This is a genomic window from Mycobacterium basiliense (assembly GCF_900292015.1).
GTDB lineage: Bacteria > Actinomycetota > Actinomycetes > Mycobacteriales > Mycobacteriaceae > Mycobacterium > Mycobacterium basiliense.
Map to the genome: position 1 here is coordinate 1,402,357 of NZ_LR130759.1, position 20,440 is coordinate 1,422,796.

Here is a 20,440-nt window from a genome sequence, read left to right on the forward strand (position 1 = left end):
GGCGGCGGGTTAGCCCAACGCCACCACCGCGTCGCCGCGTTGCTCAACCACCGTCGAACCCGAAACGACGGGGATCACGGCTGAACTGCTCGGCTGCCGCTCGACCGCGATGTAGCGTATGTTCGCGCCGTTGACCGGATCGTAGACGCCGACTGCGCCGGTGACCGGTACCAGCAGCTGACCTGCCATCAGCACGCCCGGTCCCAACGGTGCCGTCGTTTCGCCGGCGGCGATGGTGTAGCGCGGGGTCAGTTTGCCCGCATCGAAAACCATCAGTGCATCGCCGGTCCACCACGTCACCAAGTTGCCGGTCTGCGACACGACGGCCGAGGCCGGTGGCGGCTTGGGTAGCAGTGTGGTCGCCACGGTGGTGCCGGTTTCGTCGATCACCTCAATCCGAGGCTGTGGTGACGGCAAATACACCGCGGTGTTGTTGTGCGAGACGATCAGCACGCGAGCACCCGATCCCCGGCGAACACCGGGTTCGGCCACGATTCGTTGTTCGGGTTCGTCCTCTTCCTTACCCGGGCGCAGCAGGACAAGCCGCAGATCCGCCTGGTTCGTGCAGGCCTCGAGAACCGCGACGGCCGAAGAGCTCGCGGCGGCCGACTCCAGCGTGCATCCGGAGTGCAGGCCGCGGTTTGCGGGTTTCACCCGTGCGTCCGTCTCGCCGAAGGACAACATCCGGACCATGTCGGAACGCCATAGCTCCAGCCGCGTAGTGCCGGCCGACAAGACCGTCGTGCCGTCGGAGGAAAGGCGCACCTGCGGATCGGCGTAGCTGCTACGGGCGGGCCCGCGGCGGCCGGTGGACCCGTCGATGGTGCTCACCTGACCGCATCCGCGGTCGTCTCGGTAGACCGCGACCGCGTAGCGGTAGACCCAGGTCAGCCCGCACAGATCGGTGTCGCGGGCATAGCTCCAAAGCACCTCCCCGGTGACAGGATCCCGCCCCTGCACCTGGCGTCCCTCCCCGGTAACGATGGTCCCCGCCGCCACCACCGGTACCCGGGTGGCGGGGCTGGGCGCGGTCCACAGCTGCGAAAGTGCGGCCGGGACGTCTTGGGCCAGGGTCGGGTTGGGCGCCGGAACGGCGGCGGGCCGGCTAACGGTCGCCCGTGCATCACTGGTCCACCAGATGAGCGCCGCAACCACCGCAACGACAACTACGATGGCCGCAGCGGCCAGAAGATCGCCTCTGGTGCGTCGCTCGGGTCTGACCATGCGTCAGCCGAGACTCAGCTGGCCGATGCGCTGGTGTTGTCTTGAACGCCCGCGGGCTGGCGACGCCGACGGCGGCGTCGCGTTGTCCCCGCGTTGCCCGATGGGGAGCTGGACCCCGAACCCGAACCCGCTTCCGTGGCGGCCTCGGTGCTGGCCACCGGGCTGGTGGTGGGGTGCCCGATGATCGGTTTGCCGCCGCGGGTGCGCCGACGCTTGGAGCCCGAGCGCGCGCGCCCGGATTTCTCGCTTTGCTGGCCGGCTTGATCGATGGCACGCTTCTTGGCCTGCGATTTGCGGGGCGAATCAACGGCTCCGCTAGCTTCGGCAGGGATAGATAGCTCGGCGTAGAGGTGCGGCGAACTCGAGTAAGTCTCGGCCGGGTCAGGGGAGCCCAGGCCCAGCGCTTTGTCGATCATCGTCCAACGGGCCAGCTCGTCCCAGTCCACCAGGGTGACCGCGACTCCGGTGCGACCGGCCCTGCCGGTGCGCCCGATGCGGTGGACATACATCTTCTCGTCTTCGGGGCACTGGTAGTTGATGACGTGGGTGACGTCATCGATGTCAATTCCGCGCGCCGCCACATCGGTGGCGACCAGCACGTTGATGTTGCCGTTGCGGAACGACTTGAGCGCCTTTTCGCGCGCCACCTGGCCAAGGTCGCCGTGCACCGCGCCGACCGCAAAGCCGCGCTCGTTCAACTCGTCGGCGACCTTCTGGGCGGTGCGTTTGGTGCGAGTGAAGATCATGGTCGCGCCACGCTCGCGGGCCTGTAACACCCGACTGACCAGCTCAACCTTGTCCAGCGCGTGCGCGCGGTAGACAAACTGCTCGGTGGTGTCGTGTACGGCCAGGGAATGCGGTGCCTCAGCGCGGATGTGCGTGGGCTGGCTCATGAAGGTACGGGCCAAGGTGATGATCGGGTCCGGCATGGTTGCGGAAAAGAGCATCGACTGCCGGTCCGCGGGGATCTGTCGCAGAATGCGCTCGATGTCGGGCAAAAAGCCCAAGTCGAGCATCTCATCCGCCTCGTCGAGCACCAGCACTGACAACCCGCCCAGCTGAAGGTGACCCTGCTGGCATAGGTCCAGTAGCCGGCCGGGGGTGCCGACGACGACGTCGACGCCGGTGCGTAGCGCGTCGATCTGCGGTTCGTAGGCCCTGCCCCCGTAGATCGAGATCACCGACAGCGCACGCTCGCCGCCGTCCTCGGTGCTGGCGGTCAGATACTTGGCCGCCAGCGCCAGGTCCTCGGTGACCTGCAAGCACAGCTCGCGGGTGGGCACGACCACCAGTGCTCGCGGGGTGCCGGTCAGTGCTCGGACCCCGGTTGCGGAGGTAATGCGCTGCAGTAGCGGAACGCCGAAAGCGAAGGTCTTGCCCATGCCGGTGCGGGCCTGGCCGATTAGGTCGTCACCCGCAAGCGCGAGGGGCAGGGTGAGTTCTTGGATAGCAAAGGGGCGTTCAATGCCCTTTTCGCTCAGTGCCCGCGCAATTTCGTCGCGGACTCCGATTGTGGCAAATGTTATTTCGGTTGTGCTTTTGAGTGCGGTCATACGCGGGTGAAGGGCCTTTCGGTGACGGTATCGGTCGGTTTGGTGTCGTGTTTCTCTGTCGCAGTTCACGCGCACACGAGTTCCGACTCCGATACTTCGCCGAGCGGCCGGCCCACCGCTCCATTGGGCGGGGCCAGCTACGTGCACGCACATTTCCCGGCAGCGGCAGCACAGAGATACGGCCACTACCAAATGACCATGATACCCGGTCCTCCAGCGGCCACCCGCTTGGAACCGTCCCCGGCGACTAGAGTGTTGCCATGACTTCGCCCTCATCCGCCGACCAGGTGGCCGATCCGACCAGGCCACAGCTGTCAGCGGATCATCCAGGCGTCAACGAATTGTTCGCGTTGTTGGCCTACGGCGAAGTGGCGGCCTTCTACCGGCTGACCGACGAGGCGCGGATGGCGCCCAATCTGGCGGGGCGCATCTCGATGGCCAGCATTGCGGCCGCCGAGATGGGCCACTACGAGCTGCTGAGAGACGCCCTGGAAAGTCGCGGTGTGGACGTGGTTCCGGCGATGGCGAAATACGTGTCGCCGCTGGAGAACTATCACCGGCTCACCACGCCGAGTACCTGGTTGGAGGCCTTGGTCAAGACCTACGTAGGGGACGCGCTGGCGGCGGACTTGTATCTGGAGATCGCCGGCGGGCTACCCGACGAGGTGGCCGGCGTGGTGCGGGCCGCGTTGGCAGAGACCGGGCACTCCCAATTTGTCGTCGCCGAGGTGCGCGCCGCGGTGACCGCCAGCGGCAAACAGCGCAGCCGACTGGCGTTGTGGTCTCGTCGGCTACTGGGTGAAGCCATCACGCAGGCCCAATTCGTGCTGGCCGACCACGATGAGCTGGTCGACCTGGTGGTTTCGGGTACCGGTGGCCTGGGCCAGCTGAGCTCGTTCTTCGATCGGCTGCAGCAGACGCACGATCAACGGATGCGCGAACTGGGACTTAGCTGATCGCCGATCGGTCTAGCGAGTGCACGTCGCGATGATCGAGTTGTTGGCCGAAGCGACCACCAGCTGCCCCTGGGCGTTGAGAACCCCGCAGTTCAGACGGCTGTAGATGCTGGTCGCAACGACCGACTCGGTCTGCACGCCGGGATTCAAGACCACCATCTTCGTCCACGGCAAGGCCACGTTGAACTCGGTGACCGGGAAGCCCCGGGCGTCGGTGTAGACCACGTTCACTATGTCGAGGAGCTGTTTGGACCCGGTCACGCTGTAGAAAACCGTCCGCGGACTGAGCGCGGCCGACGGGGGTGGGTTGGCTCGCGGCGGCGCGGCGGCGGGGGGCGGTATTGGTGCGGAGCTTGGCGGTGTCACCGTGGTCACGGTTTCCCGCGGGAGTTGGGGCTGCGACGTGGTGGGCCTGGTGCTGGGCGCGCTGCTGGTTGTGGTCCTGGGCGGGGCGGTGGCGTGCGGCGTGGTAGAGATCACCGTGCGCGGTGCGGGTGGTCCGACTGTGGCCTTGGTGGTCGCACTGTCGCCGCTGTTGATGATGACCGCGGTCGCGACGGCGCCCAGAGCAAGCACCGCGCCAAGAATTGCGACGACGGGGCGCCACCGACGGTCGGCAGGCCAAGCCAACTCCTCGTAGCCGCCGTAGTCGGCTCCGTCGTCGTAACCTTCGTCGTCCGGATAGTCCTGGACGTCGCGAAAGTTGTCGTAGAGGGTGTGAGTCGTGTTGCTGATGAGGCCGATGGTATCGACGCATCGAGGAGCGGTCAGGGGTCGTGTGGCGTGTCGGGCCAGGTTAAACCTAATCGTGATGAACGGCCGGGCCCGGTTTCGCTTACCGTGAACAGCCGATTGGGGCCACGCGGCCTATGTGCGTCGGGGTGCGCCAGGCGCGTCTACTAGCCTGCTGCTCAAGCGCCAGCGATGGAATACCAACGGAAGGGGCCCTCGTGGAGGTCAAGATCGGGATCACGGACAGTCCGCGCGAGCTGGTGTTCTCCAGTCCGCAGACGCCCGGTGAAGTCGAAGAACTGGTCAGCGCCGCGCTAAGCGACGACTCCCTGTTGGGCCTGGATGACGAGCGGGGCCGTCGGTTTCTGATTCATGCGGCCAAGATCGCCTACGTCGAGATCGGGGTCTCCGACGCCCGGCGGGTGGGTTTTGGAATCGGAGTCGATGCCGCGAAGGGCTAAGTACGAGCTAGCGGCACGTGCGATAGTCCGCCCCAGGCGAACTGGACCGTGCCCTCGACCGCGTCCGATTTGGTGATCGGACGGTCGGAATCCAGCCAGTACCGGGCGCAGTCGACGCTCAGGCCGACCAGGCCCACCGCGATCATTCTGGCGCGATGCGGGTCGAGTCCGGAATCGGCGCTGATCAGGGCGAACACCGCATCGATGCATGACTCGGTGGCCGCTCTGACCTGGGCTGCCACCTCGGGTTCGGTGACATAGTCGTTCTCGAAGATGAGCCGATAACCCTGACTGTCGTGGTCGATGAAGTCGAAGAACGCCTGAACCGCTGCATGCAGGCGCCCCCGGTTGTCGGTGGTGGTGCGCAGCGCTTGCTGGACGCCGGAGACCAGGTTCTCCACGTGCCGATGAAGCACCGCCAGGTAAAGTTCGAGTTTGCTCGAGAAGTGTTGATACAGAACGGGTTTGCTAACGCCTGCCCGGTCTGCGATTTCGTCCATGCCGGCCGCATGGAAGCCGCGGTCGACAAAGACGTCGCTGGCAACCACAAGCAGTTGGCCGCGGCGTTCGTCTCGGGGAAGTCGGTTACCGCGCCGGTTCGGGGCCGCACCTTGGACCGGCCGCACGCGTTCGGCCGGTCTCACGGCACGCTGTTGCGCCGCCTTGGCGACATCGCTCATCGGTCCTCAATCTGCTTGTCGGCCACTTGCCATCCCCGCGGCCTTACCGTTTGTCGCAACGACATTACTACCCGCGCCGCTGTGCCGACTCGAACTCACCCGATCGGTGCCGCCGCCGCGCCGATACGGTGCCGATCGGTCGTGGTCGGACGGCACATTCGGGCGCGCCAGGACTGGTACTGCGGGCCGACTGTGCCATCCTGGGGAAATGACTTCGCCACCCCCACTGCACGGCGCAGGTCGAGTACCTGTGCTACGTGATGAGTGGCGTGAACCGTTACGGGCCCAGCGGGACCCCCTCGGCCAGGGTGCTGGACGTGTCCGGGTAGATCGCGAGCGGCCCCGCCAATGGCGCAAGCAGACGTGGGTGGGACGGTTCGTGTCGACCTACGGGTGGCGTGCGTATGCGCTGCCGGTGCTGTTGGTGCTCACCGTGGTGGTGGTGTATCAGACCGTGACCGGAACCGCGGCGCCGAAGCCGGCGGCGGCCGAGACCGTTCATGAACCGCCATCGATCGGGTCGGTTGGCACGGCGATCATCGACACCCCGCCGCGCGGTTTGGCCGCGTTCGACGCGAACCTGCCAGCCGGCACACTTCCCGATGGTGGCCCCTTTACCCAGGGGGGAGACAAGTCCTGGCGGGTGGTTCCGGGTACGACGCCGCAGGTGGGCCAGGGTACGGCCAAGGTGTTCAGGTACTCCGTCGAGATCGAGAACGGGCTCGATCCGACAATGTACGGCGGCGACGACGCCTTCGCGCAGATGGTCGACCAGACGTTGGCCAATCCCAAGGGCTGGACCCACAATCCGCAATTTGCGTTCATCCGGGTCGATACCGGAAAGCCCGACTTCCGTGTTTCGCTGGTGTCGCCGCTGACGGTGCGGGAAGGGTGTGGCTACGAATTCCGGCTGGAGACGTCCTGCTACAACCCGTCGTTCGGTGCCAATCGGGAAGCAAGAGTTTTCATCAACGAAGCACGCTGGGTGCGTGGAGCGGTGCCGTTCGAAGGCGATATCGGCTCGTATCGGCAGTATGTGATTAATCACGAGGTTGGTCATGCCATCGGGTATCTGCGTCACGAAGCGTGCGACAAACAGGGCGGCCTGGCGCCGGTGATGATGCAACAAACGTTTTCCACGTCTAACGACGACGCGGCCCAATTTGACCCCGACTTTGTCAAGGCGGACGGCAAGACTTGCCGTTTTAATCCGTGGCCATACCCAATCGCTTAGCCCGGCGACGATGCACGCCGCATTTGCGGCGTGCTGAGGAGGCGGGCAATTGGGTCTAGCCCGGCGACGATGCACGCCGCATTTGCGGCGTGCTGAGGAGGCGGGCAGGAACGTGCTGGCCGTTGAAATCCGGCGCAGATCATTGCCGTCGATCCCCGCAACTGCTGTGATGGTTGTGAAGGACATGCATCGACGTCAAATTCGAAGCTGACCGAGGAGATGTTCGGTGTCGACATCGCTTCCGCCGTTGGTTGAGCCTGCGGCAACGCTGAGCCGCGAAGAGGTGGCGCGCTACAGTCGCCACCTGATCATTCCCGACCTGGGTGTCGACGGGCAGAAGAGACTCAAGAACGCGCGTGTGTTGGTAATCGGTGCCGGGGGTCTTGGGGCCCCGACCCTGTTGTACCTGGCGGCCGCGGGGGTGGGCACCATCGGCATCGTCGACTTCGACGTCGTCGACGAGTCGAATCTGCAGCGCCAAATCATCCACGGGGTGGCTGACGTTGGGCGGTCCAAGGCTCAATCGGCGCGCGACTCGATTGAAGCCATCAACCCGCTGATTGACGTTCGGTTGCACGAGGTCAGACTGCAACCCGACAACGCCATCGAGCTGTTCAGGCAATACGACCTCATCGTGGACGGCACCGACAACTTTGCCACCAGGTATCTGGTCAACGATGCCGCGGTACTGGCCCGCAAGCCCTATGTGTGGGGCTCCATCTTCCGCTTCGAGGGCCAGGTATCGGTGTTCTGGGAGGACGCCCCGGGCGGGGTAGGCCTGAATTATCGCGACCTGTACCCCGAACCGCCGCCTCCCGGCTTGGTGCCGTCCTGTGCCGAAGGCGGTGTGCTGGGCATTATCTGTGCGTCCGTCGCGTCGGTCATGGGCACCGAGGCGATCAAGTTGATCACTGGGCTGGGTGAACCGCTGCTGGGTCGATTGATGTTGTACGACGCGCTGGAGATGACCTATCGCACGATCAGGATTCGTAAAGACCCGTCGACGCCGAAGATCACCCAGCTGATCGACTACGAGCAGTTCTGCGGCGTGGCATCGGCTGCTGCGGCCGAGGCGGCCAGTGGCTCGACCATCACCCCGCAGGAGCTGCGTGAGCTGATGGACTCCGGCAAGAAACTGGCGTTGATCGACGTTCGCGAGCCCGTGGAGTGGGAGATTGTGCACATCGATGGTGCCCAACTGATCCCGCAGTCGTTGATCAACTCCGGTGAGGGTCTGGCCAGGCTGCCGCAGGACCGCAAACCGGTGCTTTACTGCAAGACCGGTGTGCGTTCCGCCGAGGCGTTGGCGGTGTTGAAGAAGGCCGGTTTCGCCGACGCTGTCCACTTACAGGGCGGGATCGTGGCCTGGGCCAAGCAGATGCAGCCCGGCATGGTGATGTACTAAGCCGGATACGGGCCCTGGTAGCCCAGATGGCCTCCACTAGGCTGACTCGTGTGAGTGTCGAGCCGCCGCCCGAGCACGTGTTGGCGGCATTTGGTTTGACCGGTGTGCAGCCCGCCTCGTTGGGGTCCAGCTGGGAAGGCGGATGGCGTTGCGGCGAAGTTGTGTTGTCGATGGCAGCCGACAACGCCCGCGCGGCCTGGTCGGCCCGGGTCCGCGAGACCTTGTTTGTCGACGGGGTGCGCTTGGCCCGGCCGGTCCGCTCGACCGACGGAAGGTACGTGGTTTCCGGCTGGCGGGCAGACACATTCGTAGCTGGCACCCCGGAGCCCCGGCACGATGAGGTTGTCTCGGCGGCGGTTCGGCTGCACGAGGCCACCAACAAGTTGGAGCGGCCGCGATTCCTGACTCAGGGTCCTGCCACGCCGTGGGCGGATGTCGACGTCTTCATTGCTGCCGACCGCGCAGCGTGGGAGGAACGCCCACTGCAGTCGATTCCACCGGGGGCGCGTTCGGCCCCCGCGACCGTGGACGCTGAGCACTCCGCTGAGCTCGTCAATCAGCTGGCAACGCTGCGCAAGCCAACCCGGAGCCCTAACCAGGTGGTGCATGGAGATCTCTATGGCACTGTGCTTTTCATTGGCACGGCTGCGCCAGGGATCACCGACATTACGCCATATTGGCGGCCCGCTTCCTGGGCGGCTGGGGTGGCGGTAGTCGACGCGTTGTCCTGGGGAGACGCCGACGACGGACTCGTCGAGCGGTGGAGCGCGCTCCCCGAATGGCCACAAATGTTGTTGCGTGCCTTAATCTTTCGGTTATCGGTGCATGTTCTGCATCCACGTTCTTCGGCCGAGGCGTTTCCGGGTCTGGCCCGTACCGCGGCGTTGGTCCGGTTGATCCTTTAAGCACCTGGCGGGAATTGGTAGCGCACCCGCGCGAGTGCGATTTTGCCGTCGATGCTGAGTATTCCTTCGGCTCGCAGCAGTTCCAACTGCCGCGTGGTGAGGTGTCGAGCTGGGCGGCCGGACGCAGTGATCACCCGGTGCCAAGGCAGATCCATTGAGTCGGTCCGCATGATCCAGCCGACTATGCGTGGACTGGAAAGACCTGCGACAGAAGCGATATCACCGTATGTAGCGACTCGTCCCGATGGAATCGCGGCGACCAGTGAGCGCACCCGCTCGACCTGGTCGTCGGTGACCGGCGCCATGGTCAGGACCTATTGAGGTGTGCGCGGATCAATGCGGCAACCTCGGTGGGCTTTGCCTGGGGCACCATGTGTCCACACTCGAAGTCCCGAAGATCAAACTCGGTTCCCAGGCGTTCTCGCAGTGCTGCGATGAGTTCGTCGCTGACATACTGCGGATCGGCGTGCACCGCCCGCACCAGTGTGGTCCGGGTTCCCGCCGGGGGTAGCACGATATCGCGCGCCAATTCGCTCCAATAGCACACCATTGCCGGCAGGCTTATCCGCCAGCCATAGCGTCCGTTCGGCAATTCGATGAGATGTTCCTCGAGTTCGGTGTCGAGCACGGTGGGATCCACATCGGCCCAGGCGCCCGTTGCCTTCTCCGCCCGCGCCTCGCTGGGGTCCGGGTAATCGGGAAACGCCACCATCGCATCGACCACTTCGCGCACTCGCGCGCCATCCAAGCCGACCGCCGGATCGAGCAGTATCAGGGCGCCTACCAAGTCTGGACGACGGGCGGCCAGATGCAGTGCGATAGCGCCTCCGAAAGAGTGTCCAACCACCACCACCGGCCCGTTCGATTGGTGATCGAGAAATGCGGCCAGCGCGGAAACATTGGCGTCGATGGACCACGGCGCGGCCCACGATGATCTGCCGTGGCCCAGCAGATCGGGCGCGGCGATGCTTACCTCGGGCAAGTGGCCGGACAAGAATTCCCACGCCTGCCCGTGTTCGGTCACTCCGTGGATGGTCAGTACCTGCGCCGGGCCGGCCGGACCATAGGCATGCACGTTGAGGTCGGGTGTCACGTGTCGATGGTGCCAGGTCGAGCCGCGACCGGCCGTTCAGGTCGGGGTGAGGGCGATCAGCGATCGATATCGAGGTCGTCGTCCTGGGGCGGAACTATGTAGGCCTGGTCGATCACGTCGGCCTCGTTGGCATCCCGTTCTCTGGCGTTGCTCAAATATGTGGTGTCCAACCCGGCTTCGTCGTCGAAACCGGCTTCCAGTCTCTGGTCCGCCGCGTCGGCTTCAGGAACCGCATCGTGCGGACCGGCTACTTCAGCATTGCCCATGATCGATACTCCTGCCGTAGTTATCCGGCGTGCGCCGGCTGATCGGCTTGCAGGTTGAGGCGGTGCGACTGCGTATCGTCTACCTCCGGGTGGCTGTTCGGGTCTTCCTGCTCAATTATTCGACGGATAACGCCAAGATTCACGCGCAATGCGACCAACGCGGCACACCCTGCGGTGTTCTAGCTCATCGGTGCGTGAATCGCCGGGCTGACACCGGCCGCGGTGTCGAACTCGGAGGCTACGATAACCACTCACGCCTGACGCGCCAGCGAACGCATTCGCCGCCCAAAGCGCACAGGGCCAACGAATCCACGGGGAGCATCAATGGGCAGCATCAAACGCGGCTGGGCGCTGACCGGTCAGAGTTGGCGAGTGCTAAAGAGCGACTTGTCGCCGCTGATGATCTTCCCGCTGCTGTCGACCGTCTTCGCGATCCTGGCCACGGCGGCGATTTGGGCCCCGACGTTGATTGTGCGCGGGGTGTTTGACGGCCAGCAGGTGGATAGCCGTGATCCGATTTTCTACATCGCCGGGTTGGCGACGGCGTACCTGTCGACGTTCATCGCCATCTTCTTCAATGTGGCCTTGGCGGCATGTGCGGTGCGTTCCATGCGCGGCGAGGACACCAAGGTGAGCGAGGGAGTCATCGCTGCGATGCATCGGCTTGGCCCCATCCTCGGCTGGACTTTCGTGGCCACCACGGTGGGTCTGATCCTGCGAGCGCTCGAGGAGCGCCTACCACTATTGGGCAAGATCGCGGTTTGGCTGACCGGTGCCGCATGGGCGATTGCGACATTTTTTGTGGTCCCGGTAGTGGCGCTCGAAGGCACTGGACCAATTGCATCGCTCAAGCGTTCGGCGGCCGTCGTCAAAGCGCGTTGGGGGGAAAGCGCTACCGGAGCCGCCACCATAACGGTGGTGATTTGGCTGGTCAGTATCGCGATCGTGGTTGCCGGCGCCGGGGGAGCCATCGGTTTTTTGGCGATCGGCCAGCCGGTGCTGGCTGCGGTCGTCGTGGCCATCACGGTCGCGGCCATCATCATCGTGTCGTTGATCTCAAGTGCGTTGGGCCAGATCTTCCGCGTTGCTGTCTATCAGTACGCGGTCAGCGGTCAGGCGCCGGTCGGGTTCGACGGCCAGCTGCTGCAGGCCGCGTTCCAGCGGCGTTAGTCGCAGCGGCGGCGGCTGGGGACCTGAAACCGCCTATGAACTAGGCAATTTGGCTAGATTTGCGGTTGCCAGCCAGTGGTCGCGTCAACTTGTCGGACCCCTGTGATTGCATGCCGCTATGTCACTCAGCTGGGATGCCCAGGCGCGTGGGGTTCTGGCGCCGGGATTGCGGGGCCTGGTCCGTGTCCTGGGCGGCCCGGGGACGGGCAAGAGCAGCCTGCTGGTCGATGCCGCGGTCGCTCATATCGCCGCGGGCGCCGATCCGGGATCGGTTCTGCTGCTTACCGGTTCCGGTCGGATGGGGATGGATGCGCGCAGCGCGTTGACGTCTGTGTTGCTGCGGTCGAGCGCCACCGGATCGAGCCGGGCCGCGGTCCGCGAGCCGTTGGTACGCACCGTGCACGGCTACGCCTACGCGGTATTGCGGCGGGCGGCCGAGCGTGCGGGGGGCGCACCTCCGCGCCTGCTCACCGGTGCCGAACAGGACGCCATTATCCGGGAACTGCTCGCCGGTGACCTTGCCGACGCGTCGGCGGAGCGATCCGCCTGGCCGCTCCACCTGCGGCCGGCGCTGAGCACCGCGGGATTCGCGAACGAGCTGCGAAGCCTTATGGCGCGCTGCGCCGAACGCGGCGTGGACCCGTACGAGCTGGAGCGGCTGGGCCGTCGGTGCGCGCGTCCTGAGTGGATCGCCGCCGGTCGATTCGCCCAACAGTATGAGCAGGTGATGTTGCTGCGCGCGGCGGTCGGGACGGCAACGCCGCAGGCGACGGCGCCGGCATTGAGCGCCGCCGAACTGGTCGGGGCGGCGTTGGAGGCCTTTGCGGTCGATCCCGAGTTGTTGGCCGCCGAACGTGCCCGGATCCGGGTCCTGCTGGTCGACGATGCACAGCAACTCGATCCGCAAGCGGCCCGGCTGATCCGCATGTTGGCGGCGGGCACTCACCTTGCCTTGGTCGCCGGTGACCCCAACCAGGCGGTATTCGGTTTTCGGGGTGGTGAGTCCGCGGGATTGCTCGGCGGTCCCCTTGATACGGATCCGTCGGTGACGCTGACGGTGTCGTATCGCTGCGCAGCCGCCGTGGCGTCGGCAATCAGCGGCGTTGCCAGCCGACTGCCGGGCGGTAGTGCCGGCAGGCGGATCGAGGGCAGCGGCAGTGACGACGGGTCGGTTAGCGTCCGACTTGCCGCCTCAACGCATGCCGAGTCGGCGATGATCGCCGATGCTCTGCGCCGGGCACACCTCATCGATGGGGTGCCGTGGTCGCAGATGGCCGTGATTGTCAGGTCCATCCCGCGGGCCGCCGCGCGGTTGCCGCGCGCGTTGGCCGCCGCCGGTGTTCCAGTGGCGATGCCCGCAATTGGTGGGTCGCTCTGCGAAGAGCGGGCGACGCGTGCGCTGCTTACCGTATTGGCCGCGACCGCTGACGGGCTCGACGGCGATCAGGCGCTATCCCTGCTCACCGGGCCCATCGGTCGTGTGGATCCAGTCTCTCTTCGCCAGCTGCGTCGCACGCTGCTGCGAGGCGCGATCGACCGCTCATCAAAGTCCTTTGCCGACTTGCTGGTGGCGGTGCTGTCCCCGGAACGACCGAGAGGTGGCGGCTCGCAGCTGCCGGGTCCGAAGGCGGGAGCGGTACGGCGGGTGCGCGCCGTGCTGGACGCGGCCGCACGCTGCCATCGCGAAGGCCAGGATCCGCGCTACACGCTTTGGGCGGCGTGGCATCGATCGGGTCTGCAAACTCGCTGGCTGGCGGCCAGCGAGCGCAATGGCCCGGCGGGCGTCCAGGCCACGCGCGATTTGGCCGCGGTTACCGCGTTGTTCGACATCACCGACCAGTACGTCTCGCACACCCCCGGCGCTTCGTTGCGGGGACTCATCGACCATGTGGCGGCGCTACGGCTGCCGCGCGTGAGCTCCGACCCGGCGGTGCCGACAGAGCAAGTGAAGGTGCTCAGTGCGCACGCTGCGTTAGGGCACGAATGGGATTTGGTAGTTATCGCCGGATTGCAGGACGGGCTGTGGCCCAACACGATTCCGCGGGGCGGAGTGTTGGCAACCCAGCGGCTGCTCGACGAACTCGACGGCGTCGCCGCCGACACCTCTGTGCGGGCACCGCTGCTCGCCGAGGAACGGAGGCTGCTAATAGCCGCGATGGGCCGGGCGCGGCGCCGATTGTTGGTGACGGCCGTTGATAGCGACGGTGCTGCCGGCGGGCAAGAGGTTGAACTACCGTCGGCGTTCTTCTACGAACTCTCGCAGTGGGCTGATGGTGACGCCGGACCCGATGCGGCGCAGCCGGTTTCGGTGCCGCGCGTCTTGTCGGCCGCGGCGGTGGTGGGTCGGCTGCGCGGTGTCGTGTGCGCGCCCGACGGCGTCGTTTGCGATGCCGATCGAGCATGTGCGGCAACACAACTAGCTCGCTTGGCCAAGGCCGGTGTTCCAGGGGCGGATCCGGCAGGATGGCACGGTTTGATTCCGGTTAGCACCAGTGATCGGCTTTATGGTCCCGACGACGTCGTCACCTTGACGCCATCGACACTTCAGACTCTCAACGACTGCCCCCTGCGCTGGCTGGCCGAGCGTCACGGCGGAACCAACCCGCGTGAGCTGCGGTCCACGGTCGGTTCGGTGCTGCACGCGCTGTTCGCCGAGACCGGCAAGACGGAATCCCAACTGCTGGCAGAGCTGGACAGGCTATGGCAGCACCTGCCTTTCGATGCCGACTGGTATTCGACCAATGAGCTGGTCCGGCACCGAAGTATGATCCAGACGTTTGTCGAGTGGCGAACGCAGACCCGTGCCGAACTGACCGAGGTCGGTGTCGAGGTCGACATTGACGGCGTCCTCGAGATATCGCGCGATGACGGCGGAGCGATTCGGTTGCGCGGCCGGGTTGATCGGCTCGAACGCGACGCTGCTGGTCGGCTGGTGATCGTTGACATCAAGACCGGCAAGACGCCGGTCAGCAAAGACGATTCGCAACAACACGCGCAGCTGGCGTTGTATCAGCTTGCGGTGGCTGAGGGCATGGTGGATACGGGCAGCGGGCCCGGCGGCGCCCGGCTGGTGTATCCGGGGAAGAACGGGATAACTGGCGCTGCCCAACGGGAGCAGGATCCGCTGACACCGGCCGTCGGCGACCACTGGCGCAATCTGGTCCGGCAGGCGGCCCACGCTGCGGCCGGACCGCAATTCATCGCCCGGCGCAACGACGGTTGTTCACACTGCCCGATACGACCGTTTTGTCCCGCCCACGCCGAAGGGACAACGCCGTGAGCTCGGTGTCGATGCGCTATAGCCCAGCCGAATTAGCTTGTGCTCTAGGTGTTCTCCCGCCCACCGATGAACAGGCGGCGGTGATAGCGGCACCGCCCGGCCCGTTAGTGGTTATTGCCGGTGCTGGCGCCGGCAAAACCGAGACGATGGCGGCGCGGGTGGTGTGGCTGATCGCCAACGGCTACGCCGCGCCAGGACAGGTACTCGGACTGACATTCACCAGAAAGGCGGCCGGCCAACTGCTGCGTCGCGTCCGGTCCCGGTTATCCCGGTTGTCCGGCCTCGACCCTGACCCGGCAGCGCGCGACGCCGCGGGCAGTCCGGTGATCAGCACGTATCATGCGTTTGCGGGCTCGTTGTTGCGTGATTACGGCTTGTTGCTGCCGGTTGAGCCCGATACTCGGTTACTCGGCGAAACAGAGCTGTGGCAGCTGGCATTCGATGTGGTCACTGGTTATCGCGGTGACCTACATATCGAGAAAACCCCAGCGGCGGTCACCTCGATGGTGTTGCGGCTGTGGGGTCAGCTCGCCGAGCACCTGGTGGACACCCGGCAGCTCCGCGATACGCACGTTGAGCTGGAACGGTTGGTTCATGCCTTGCCGGCTGGCCCCTACCAGCGTGATCGCGGACCCAGCCAGTGGCTACTGCGGATGCTGGCCACCCAGACCGAGCGCGCCGAGCTGGTGCCACTGCTCGATGCGTTGCGTGAGCGCATGCGCGCCGACAAGGTGATGGACTTCGGAATGCAGATGTCCGCTGCGGCGCGGCTGGCGGCAACGTGCCCGCAGGTTGGTCAGGATCTGCGAAACCACTACAGGGTGGTGTTGCTCGATGAGTACCAAGACACCGGGCATTCCCAGCGTGTCGCGTTGTCGTCGTTGTTCGGCGGCGGAGTCGACGACGGGCTAGCCCTTACCGCGGTCGGTGATCCGATTCAATCGATCTACGGCTGGCGTGGCGCCTCGGCGACCAACTTGCCGCGGTTCTCCACCGACTTCGCGCTGGCCGATGGCACTCCCGCTCCGGTCCTCGAGCTGCGAACCAGCTGGCGAAACCCGCCGCGTGCGCTGCATGTGGCCAACGCCATATCGGCACCGGCCCGGCGCAGATCCGTCGCGGTGCACGCACTGCGCTCGCGGCCGGACGCCGCTCCTGGGACCGTTCGCTGCGCGTTACTTGCCGATGTAGGCGCCGAACGTGAGTGGATCGCTGATCAATTACGAGGGCACTATCGACAAGCTCAGGTCGATGGTGTCAGCCCGCCCACCGCGGCGGTGCTGGTGCGCCGCAACGCCGATGCGGCACCCATCGCCGATGCACTACGTAGCCGGGGAGTCCCGGTGGAAGTCGTCGGGCTAGCCGGCCTGCTGTTCGTTCCGGAGGTCGCCGACGTTGTAGCCATGCTGCGATTGGTGGTCGACCCGACGGCCGGCGCCGCGGCGATGCGGGTGTTGACCGGCCCCCGGTGGCGGCTTGGCGCCCGCGATCTTGCCGCGCTGTGGCGACGTGCGCTGGATCTGGCTGTCGGATCGCGGTCGAGCGAGTCGCTGTCGCCGGAAGTGGTGGCGATGGCGGCCGGCCCTGACGTCGACACCGCCTGTTTGGCCGACGCCATCTGCGACCCGGGCCCAGCGGAGGGGTACTCGGAGACGGGCTACGGGCGCATAAGCGCGCTGTCCGCCGAACTGAATCTGCTGCGCGGACATCTTGATCATTCACTGCCCGATCTGATCGCCGAGGTGCGTCGCGTGCTTGGGGTCGACTGCGAAGCCCGCGCCACGTGGGGAGCTGGCGGGGAGTGGCTCGGTGCTGAGCATCTCGATGCGTTCTCAGACGTGGTTGCCGGCTACGCCGAGCGCGCCACCGCTTCAAGCTCACTTACCGAGATGTCCACCAAGGCGTCGGTAGCGGGCCTACTCGCCTATTTAGACACGGCCGCCGACGTCGAGAATGGGTTGGCGCCCGCTCAGCTGACGGTTGCTCGAGACAGGGTCCAGGTGCTTACGGTGCATGCCGCCAAGGGGTTGGAGTGGCAAGTGGTGGCGGTGGCGCACCTGTCGGGTGGCGTGTTCCCATCGAGCGGGTCGAAAGGTACCTGGCTGACCGATCCAGGTGAGTTACCACCGCTACTGCGTGGTGACCGCGCCGCTGTCGGGGCGCTGGGTGTCCCGGTTCTGGACATCTCGGCTGTGACCAACCGAAAACAGCTGTCAGACAAGATTTCCGAGCACCGTGGTCAGCTCGATCAGCGCCGCGTGGATGAGGAGCGTCGGCTGTTGTATGTGGGCGTCACTCGGGCCGAGGACACCCTGTTGGTATCCGGCCACCACTGGGGCGTCACCGGGATCAAACCACGTGGGCCGTCGGAATTCTTGTGCGAAATCAAGGACATCATCGACCGTTCTGCCGAATCCGGCGATCCGTGCGGGATTGTGGAACATTGGGCGCCCGCGCCGGCTGAGGGTGAACTTAACCCGTTGCGGGACCATGCCGTTGAGGCCAATTGGCCTGATGATCCGCTGGCGGCACGGCGCTGTGACGTCGAACGTGGGGCCGCATTGGTAGCCGAGGCGATGTCGGCCGAGTCAACCGCATTGGCAGGTCTTGCTGCGAACGGCGAGGAGTGGGTCGCCGACGTCGATGCGTTGTTGGCAGAGCGGGCACTGGCGGACCAACCGCTGGTGCGGAAATTGCCCCGCCAGTTGTCGGTCAGTGGTTTGGTGGAGCTGGCCCGCGACCCTGCGGGGGCTACACCGCGACTGGTGCATCGACTGCCAACGCGTCCAGATCCGCATGCGTTGTTGGGCAACGCTTTTCATTCCTGGGTCCAGCAATTCTACGGAGCGGAGTTGCTGTTCGATTTGGGCGACCTCCCCGGCGCGGTTGACTCCGATGTGGGTAACGCTGCGGAGCTGGCAGAGTTGCAGGCAGCGTTTACCGGATCGCCATGGGCTGCTCGCACCCCGATCGCGGTAGAGGTGCCGTTCGAAATGCCGATCGGTGACACCGTGGTGCGCGGCCGCATCGACGCGATATTCGCCGATTCTGATGGTGGTGTCACTGTGGTGGACTGGAAGACCGGTGAGGCGCCGCGCGGGTCTGAAGCCATGCGGCAAGCCGCAGTCCAGCTGGCTATCTACCGGTTGGCGTGGGCCGCCCTGAGCGGATGTCCGGAATCGGCGGTGCGTACGGCTTTCTACTACGTGCGCAACGGAACCACCATCGTTCCGGATGAGCTGCCCGATACCGCTGAACTAGCGGCGTTGATGGCCGACTCCGGTCGCCCTGGCACCACTTGATCGTGGTTACATATTCGTCGTGCCTGTGTCGTGCGTTGGGGGTGGTCCATGACGGATTCCCGTGGCTAGAGGTAGCTGGCGGCGGGCGCGGCGACTCGATGAGAGGCTGACCGTCCAGCCCAGCTACGCGCTTGTCGGTGTACTGCGCATCCCGCAGGGGCAGGCCAGTCCCGCTCGCATCATTTCGCGCCGGGTGGCCATCGCCTTGGTGGCGTTATTGGCCGGTGCCATCACGGTCTATGTGGATCGCGACGGCTACCACGATTCTCAGGGCGACAGCCTGTCGTTTCTGGATTGTGTGTACTACTCGGCGGTGACTCTCTCGACCACGGGATACGGGGATATCACGCCCGTTTCGGAAGCGGCGCGGGCGGCGAATGTCTTGATCATCACGCCGTTGCGTATCGCGTTCCTGATTTTGTTGGTCGGGACGACGCTCGAGGTGGTCACCGAAACGTCGCGTCAGGCACTAAAGATCCAGCGTTGGAGGAGCAGGGTGCGCAACCACACCGTTGTCATCGGTTATGGGACAAAGGGCAAAACGGCGATCAGCGCGATGCTCGGCGACGAGGTGGTTCCCGGCGAGATCGTCGTCGTTGACACCGAGCAGGCGGCCCTGGAACGCGCGGCGGCCGCAGGGCTGGTCACCGTGCACGGAGATGCCACCAAATCAGATGTGTTGCGCCTCGCCGGCGCCCAGCATGCGGCCTCCATCATCGTTGCCGCCAGCCGCGATGACACCGCCGCGCTGGTGACGTTGACGGCCCGTGAGATTTCCCCCAAGGCCCAGATCGTGGCCTCTATCCGTGAGGCCGAAAATCAGCACTTGTTGGAGCAGTCAGGAGCGGACTCGGTGGTGGTTTCCTCTGAGACCGCTGGTCGGTTGCTCGGTCTTGCCACCACCACGCCCAGCGTCGTGCAGATGATCGAGGACCTGCTGACTCCCGATGCCGGGCTAGCCATCGCTGAACGCGAAGTGGAGCCAAGCGAGATCGGCGGATCGCCGCGGCATTTGCGGGACATCGTGCTTGGGGTTGTACGTGGCGGGCAGCTACTGCGGATAGGTGCACCTGAAGTGGACGCTATCGAGGCCAACGACCGTCTGCTCTACATACGCAATACGGGGCACTAGTGGCGATCGCGAGCTCGGCGCGTCCGAGTGCGGCGGGTCGCCACCGGGGCACTAGTGGCGATCGCGAGCTCGGCGCGTCCGAGTGCGGCGGGTCGCTACCGGGACGTTAGGACCTAGGGTGGACTTCCAGTTGCGGGACGTGCCGCTGCTTTCGCGGGTTGGTGCCGACCGGGCCGACCACTTGCGGACGGACATCGAGGCGGCGGCTAGGGGATGGGCCGACGCCGCGCTGCTGCGGGTGGATTCGCGCAATCAGGTGCTGGTCGCAAATGGCCAGGTAGTGCTGGGTGCGGCAGCTGCGCTGGCAGATGCGCCGCCGCCGGAGGCGGTGTTCCTGGGTCGCATTGCCAGCGGTCGACACGTCTGGGCGATCCGGGATGCGCTTGTGCCGCCCGCAGACCCGAGCGTGCACGCCGAGGTGGTGGACTTGCGCAGGCTTGGCAGGATCATCGACGACACCAGCAGCCAGTTGGTGGCGTCGGCGATGGCGTTGTTGAACTGGCATGACAGTTCGCGCTTCAGTCCGTTGGATGGCAGCCCGACGAAGCCGGCCAGGAGTGGATGGTCGCGGGTCAACGTGCTTACCGGCCATGAGGAGTTCCCACGTATCGATGCGGCGGTGATCGTGCTGGTCCACGATGGTGGTGACCGCGCCGTGTTGGCCCGCCAGGCGGTATGGCCGGACGGGATGTTCTCGCTGCTCGCTGGGTTCGTTGAGGCCGGCGAGTCGTTCGAAGTGTGCGTCGCGCGCGAGATTCGTGAGGAGATCGGACTGACCGTCCGCGATGTACGTTATCTGGGCAGTCAGCCCTGGCCGTTCCCGCGTTCGCTAATGGTCGGTTTTCATGCCCTGGGTGACCCTGATCAAGCATTTTCGTTCAACGACGGAGAGATTGCGGAGGCCGCTTGGTTCACCCGCGGTGAGGTACGTGCAGCGCTGGACGCCGGCGACTGGACAACCGCGTCGAAGTCAAAATTGCTACTCCCGGGCTCGGTTTCGATCGCCCGCGTGATCATCGAATCCTGGGCGGCGCGCTGCTGAGCTGG

17 protein-coding genes are annotated in these 20,440 nt (G+C 65.4%); 10 read left to right on the forward strand and 7 right to left on the reverse strand.

The window, feature by feature from the left end; translation table 11 throughout:
- Positions 1-9 precede the first annotated feature (9 nt).
- Both MB901379_RS05950 and MB901379_RS05955 read right to left on the reverse strand, forming a co-directional pair.
- Positions 10-1,224 (reverse strand): Rv3212 family protein, encoded by a 1,215-nt coding sequence (locus MB901379_RS05950; RefSeq protein WP_158015786.1) that lies wholly within the window; start codon positions 1,222-1,224, stop codon positions 10-12.
- Between the two features lie 14 nt (positions 1,225-1,238).
- The gene (locus tag MB901379_RS05955) at positions 1,239-2,777 is read right to left on the reverse strand and encodes a DEAD/DEAH box helicase (RefSeq protein ID WP_158015787.1); all 1,539 of its coding nucleotides are present in this window, start codon (positions 2,775-2,777) and stop codon (positions 1,239-1,241) included.
- A 260-nt stretch (positions 2,778-3,037) separates the two neighbouring features.
- Between MB901379_RS05955 and MB901379_RS05960 the strand changes: the two genes are divergently transcribed.
- Positions 3,038-3,733 carry a ferritin-like fold-containing protein gene (locus MB901379_RS05960; RefSeq protein ID WP_158015788.1) on the forward strand — a complete coding sequence of 232 codons (696 nt, stop codon included), beginning with the start codon at positions 3,038-3,040 and terminating at the stop codon, positions 3,731-3,733.
- Between the two features lie 12 nt (positions 3,734-3,745).
- On the opposite strand, the gene MB901379_RS05965 is transcribed toward MB901379_RS05960, so the two are convergent.
- Entirely contained in the window at positions 3,746-4,468 is a 723-nt protein-coding gene (locus MB901379_RS05965) for a hypothetical protein (protein WP_158018979.1), read from the reverse strand.
- Between the two features lie 215 nt (positions 4,469-4,683).
- Here MB901379_RS05965 and MB901379_RS05970 point away from each other — a divergent pair, with 215 nt between their 5' ends.
- Entirely contained in the window at positions 4,684-4,926 is a 243-nt protein-coding gene (locus MB901379_RS05970; RefSeq protein ID WP_158015789.1) for a DUF3107 domain-containing protein, read from the forward strand.
- On the opposite strand, the gene MB901379_RS05975 is transcribed toward MB901379_RS05970, so the two are convergent.
- Complete coding sequence (locus MB901379_RS05975; protein WP_158015790.1) at positions 4,923-5,606, reverse strand: TetR/AcrR family transcriptional regulator; 684 nt, start codon at positions 5,604-5,606, stop codon at positions 4,923-4,925. The two genes, MB901379_RS05970 and MB901379_RS05975, sit on opposite strands and share 4 nt — an antisense overlap.
- 208 nt (positions 5,607-5,814) lie before the next feature.
- On the opposite strand from MB901379_RS05975, the gene MB901379_RS05980 reads away from it, so the two are divergent.
- The 3 genes from MB901379_RS05980 (at position 5,815) to MB901379_RS05990 (ending at position 9,150) form a co-directional block, all read left to right on the forward strand.
- Positions 5,815-6,840, forward strand: a complete 1,026-nt coding sequence (locus MB901379_RS05980; protein WP_158015791.1) for a DUF3152 domain-containing protein — start codon at positions 5,815-5,817, stop codon at positions 6,838-6,840.
- 226 nt (positions 6,841-7,066) lie between these two features.
- On the forward strand, positions 7,067-8,245 hold the full coding sequence (moeZ, locus tag MB901379_RS05985) for an adenylyltransferase/sulfurtransferase MoeZ (RefSeq protein ID WP_158015792.1): 1,179 nt from the start codon (positions 7,067-7,069) through the stop codon (positions 8,243-8,245).
- 50 nt (positions 8,246-8,295) lie between these two features.
- On the forward strand, positions 8,296-9,150 hold the full coding sequence (locus tag MB901379_RS05990; RefSeq protein ID WP_197717866.1) for a TIGR02569 family protein: 855 nt from the start codon (positions 8,296-8,298) through the stop codon (positions 9,148-9,150).
- Here MB901379_RS05990 and MB901379_RS05995 read toward each other — a convergent pair.
- The 3 genes from MB901379_RS05995 to MB901379_RS06005 are packed head-to-tail and all read right to left on the reverse strand — an operon-like array spanning position 9,147 to position 10,509.
- Entirely contained in the window at positions 9,147-9,455 is a 309-nt protein-coding gene (locus MB901379_RS05995) for an MGMT family protein (protein WP_158015794.1), read from the reverse strand. The two genes, MB901379_RS05990 and MB901379_RS05995, sit on opposite strands and share 4 nt — an antisense overlap.
- Positions 9,456-9,457: 2 nt before the next feature.
- A complete protein-coding gene (locus MB901379_RS06000) occupies positions 9,458-10,243 on the reverse strand; it encodes an alpha/beta fold hydrolase (protein ID WP_158015795.1) in 786 nt (261 codons plus the stop codon).
- 56 nt (positions 10,244-10,299) lie between these two features.
- Entirely contained in the window at positions 10,300-10,509 is a 210-nt protein-coding gene (locus MB901379_RS06005) for a hypothetical protein (protein ID WP_158015796.1), read from the reverse strand.
- 324 nt (positions 10,510-10,833) lie between these two features.
- Between MB901379_RS06005 and MB901379_RS06010 the strand changes: the two genes are divergently transcribed.
- From MB901379_RS06010 to nudC, 5 genes are all read left to right on the forward strand, one after another.
- Complete coding sequence (locus tag MB901379_RS06010; protein WP_158015797.1) at positions 10,834-11,679, forward strand: DUF6159 family protein; 846 nt, start codon at positions 10,834-10,836, stop codon at positions 11,677-11,679.
- A 118-nt stretch (positions 11,680-11,797) separates the two neighbouring features.
- Positions 11,798-14,959 (forward strand): ATP-dependent helicase, encoded by a 3,162-nt coding sequence (locus MB901379_RS06015; protein WP_158015798.1) that lies wholly within the window; start codon positions 11,798-11,800, stop codon positions 14,957-14,959.
- 11 nt (positions 14,960-14,970) lie between these two features.
- Positions 14,971-18,261, forward strand: coding sequence for an ATP-dependent helicase (locus tag MB901379_RS06020; protein WP_162334449.1), 3,291 nt, complete (start codon positions 14,971-14,973; stop codon positions 18,259-18,261).
- Positions 18,262-18,322: 61 nt separating this feature from the next.
- Positions 18,323-19,393, forward strand: coding sequence for a potassium channel family protein (locus MB901379_RS06025; protein ID WP_158015799.1), 1,071 nt, complete (start codon positions 18,323-18,325; stop codon positions 19,391-19,393).
- Positions 19,394-19,511: 118 nt separating this feature from the next.
- The gene (nudC, locus tag MB901379_RS06030; RefSeq protein ID WP_158015800.1) at positions 19,512-20,435 is read left to right on the forward strand and encodes an NAD(+) diphosphatase; all 924 of its coding nucleotides are present in this window, start codon (positions 19,512-19,514) and stop codon (positions 20,433-20,435) included.
- The last annotated feature ends 5 nt before the right edge of the window (positions 20,436-20,440 follow it).

Coding starts and splice junctions, on each gene's coding strand:
- MB901379_RS05980 (WP_158015791.1), top strand. CDS start 5,815: ATGACTTCGCCACCCCCACTGCACGGCGCAGGTCGAGTACCTGTGCTA.
- MB901379_RS05960 (WP_158015788.1), top strand. CDS start 3,038: ATGACTTCGCCCTCATCCGCCGACCAGGTGGCCGATCCGACCAGGCCA.
- MB901379_RS05955 (WP_158015787.1), bottom strand. CDS start 2,777: ATGACCGCACTCAAAAGCACAACCGAAATAACATTTGCCACAATCGGA.
- MB901379_RS06005 (WP_158015796.1), bottom strand. CDS start 10,509: ATGGGCAATGCTGAAGTAGCCGGTCCGCACGATGCGGTTCCTGAAGCC.
- MB901379_RS05950 (WP_158015786.1), bottom strand. CDS start 1,224: ATGGTCAGACCCGAGCGACGCACCAGAGGCGATCTTCTGGCCGCTGCG.
- MB901379_RS06020 (WP_162334449.1), top strand. CDS start 14,971: ATGCGCTATAGCCCAGCCGAATTAGCTTGTGCTCTAGGTGTTCTCCCG.
- MB901379_RS05975 (WP_158015790.1), bottom strand. CDS start 5,606: ATGAGCGATGTCGCCAAGGCGGCGCAACAGCGTGCCGTGAGACCGGCC.
- MB901379_RS06010 (WP_158015797.1), top strand. CDS start 10,834: ATGGGCAGCATCAAACGCGGCTGGGCGCTGACCGGTCAGAGTTGGCGA.
- MB901379_RS05995 (WP_158015794.1), bottom strand. CDS start 9,455: ATGGCGCCGGTCACCGACGACCAGGTCGAGCGGGTGCGCTCACTGGTC.
- MB901379_RS06015 (WP_158015798.1), top strand. CDS start 11,798: ATGTCACTCAGCTGGGATGCCCAGGCGCGTGGGGTTCTGGCGCCGGGA.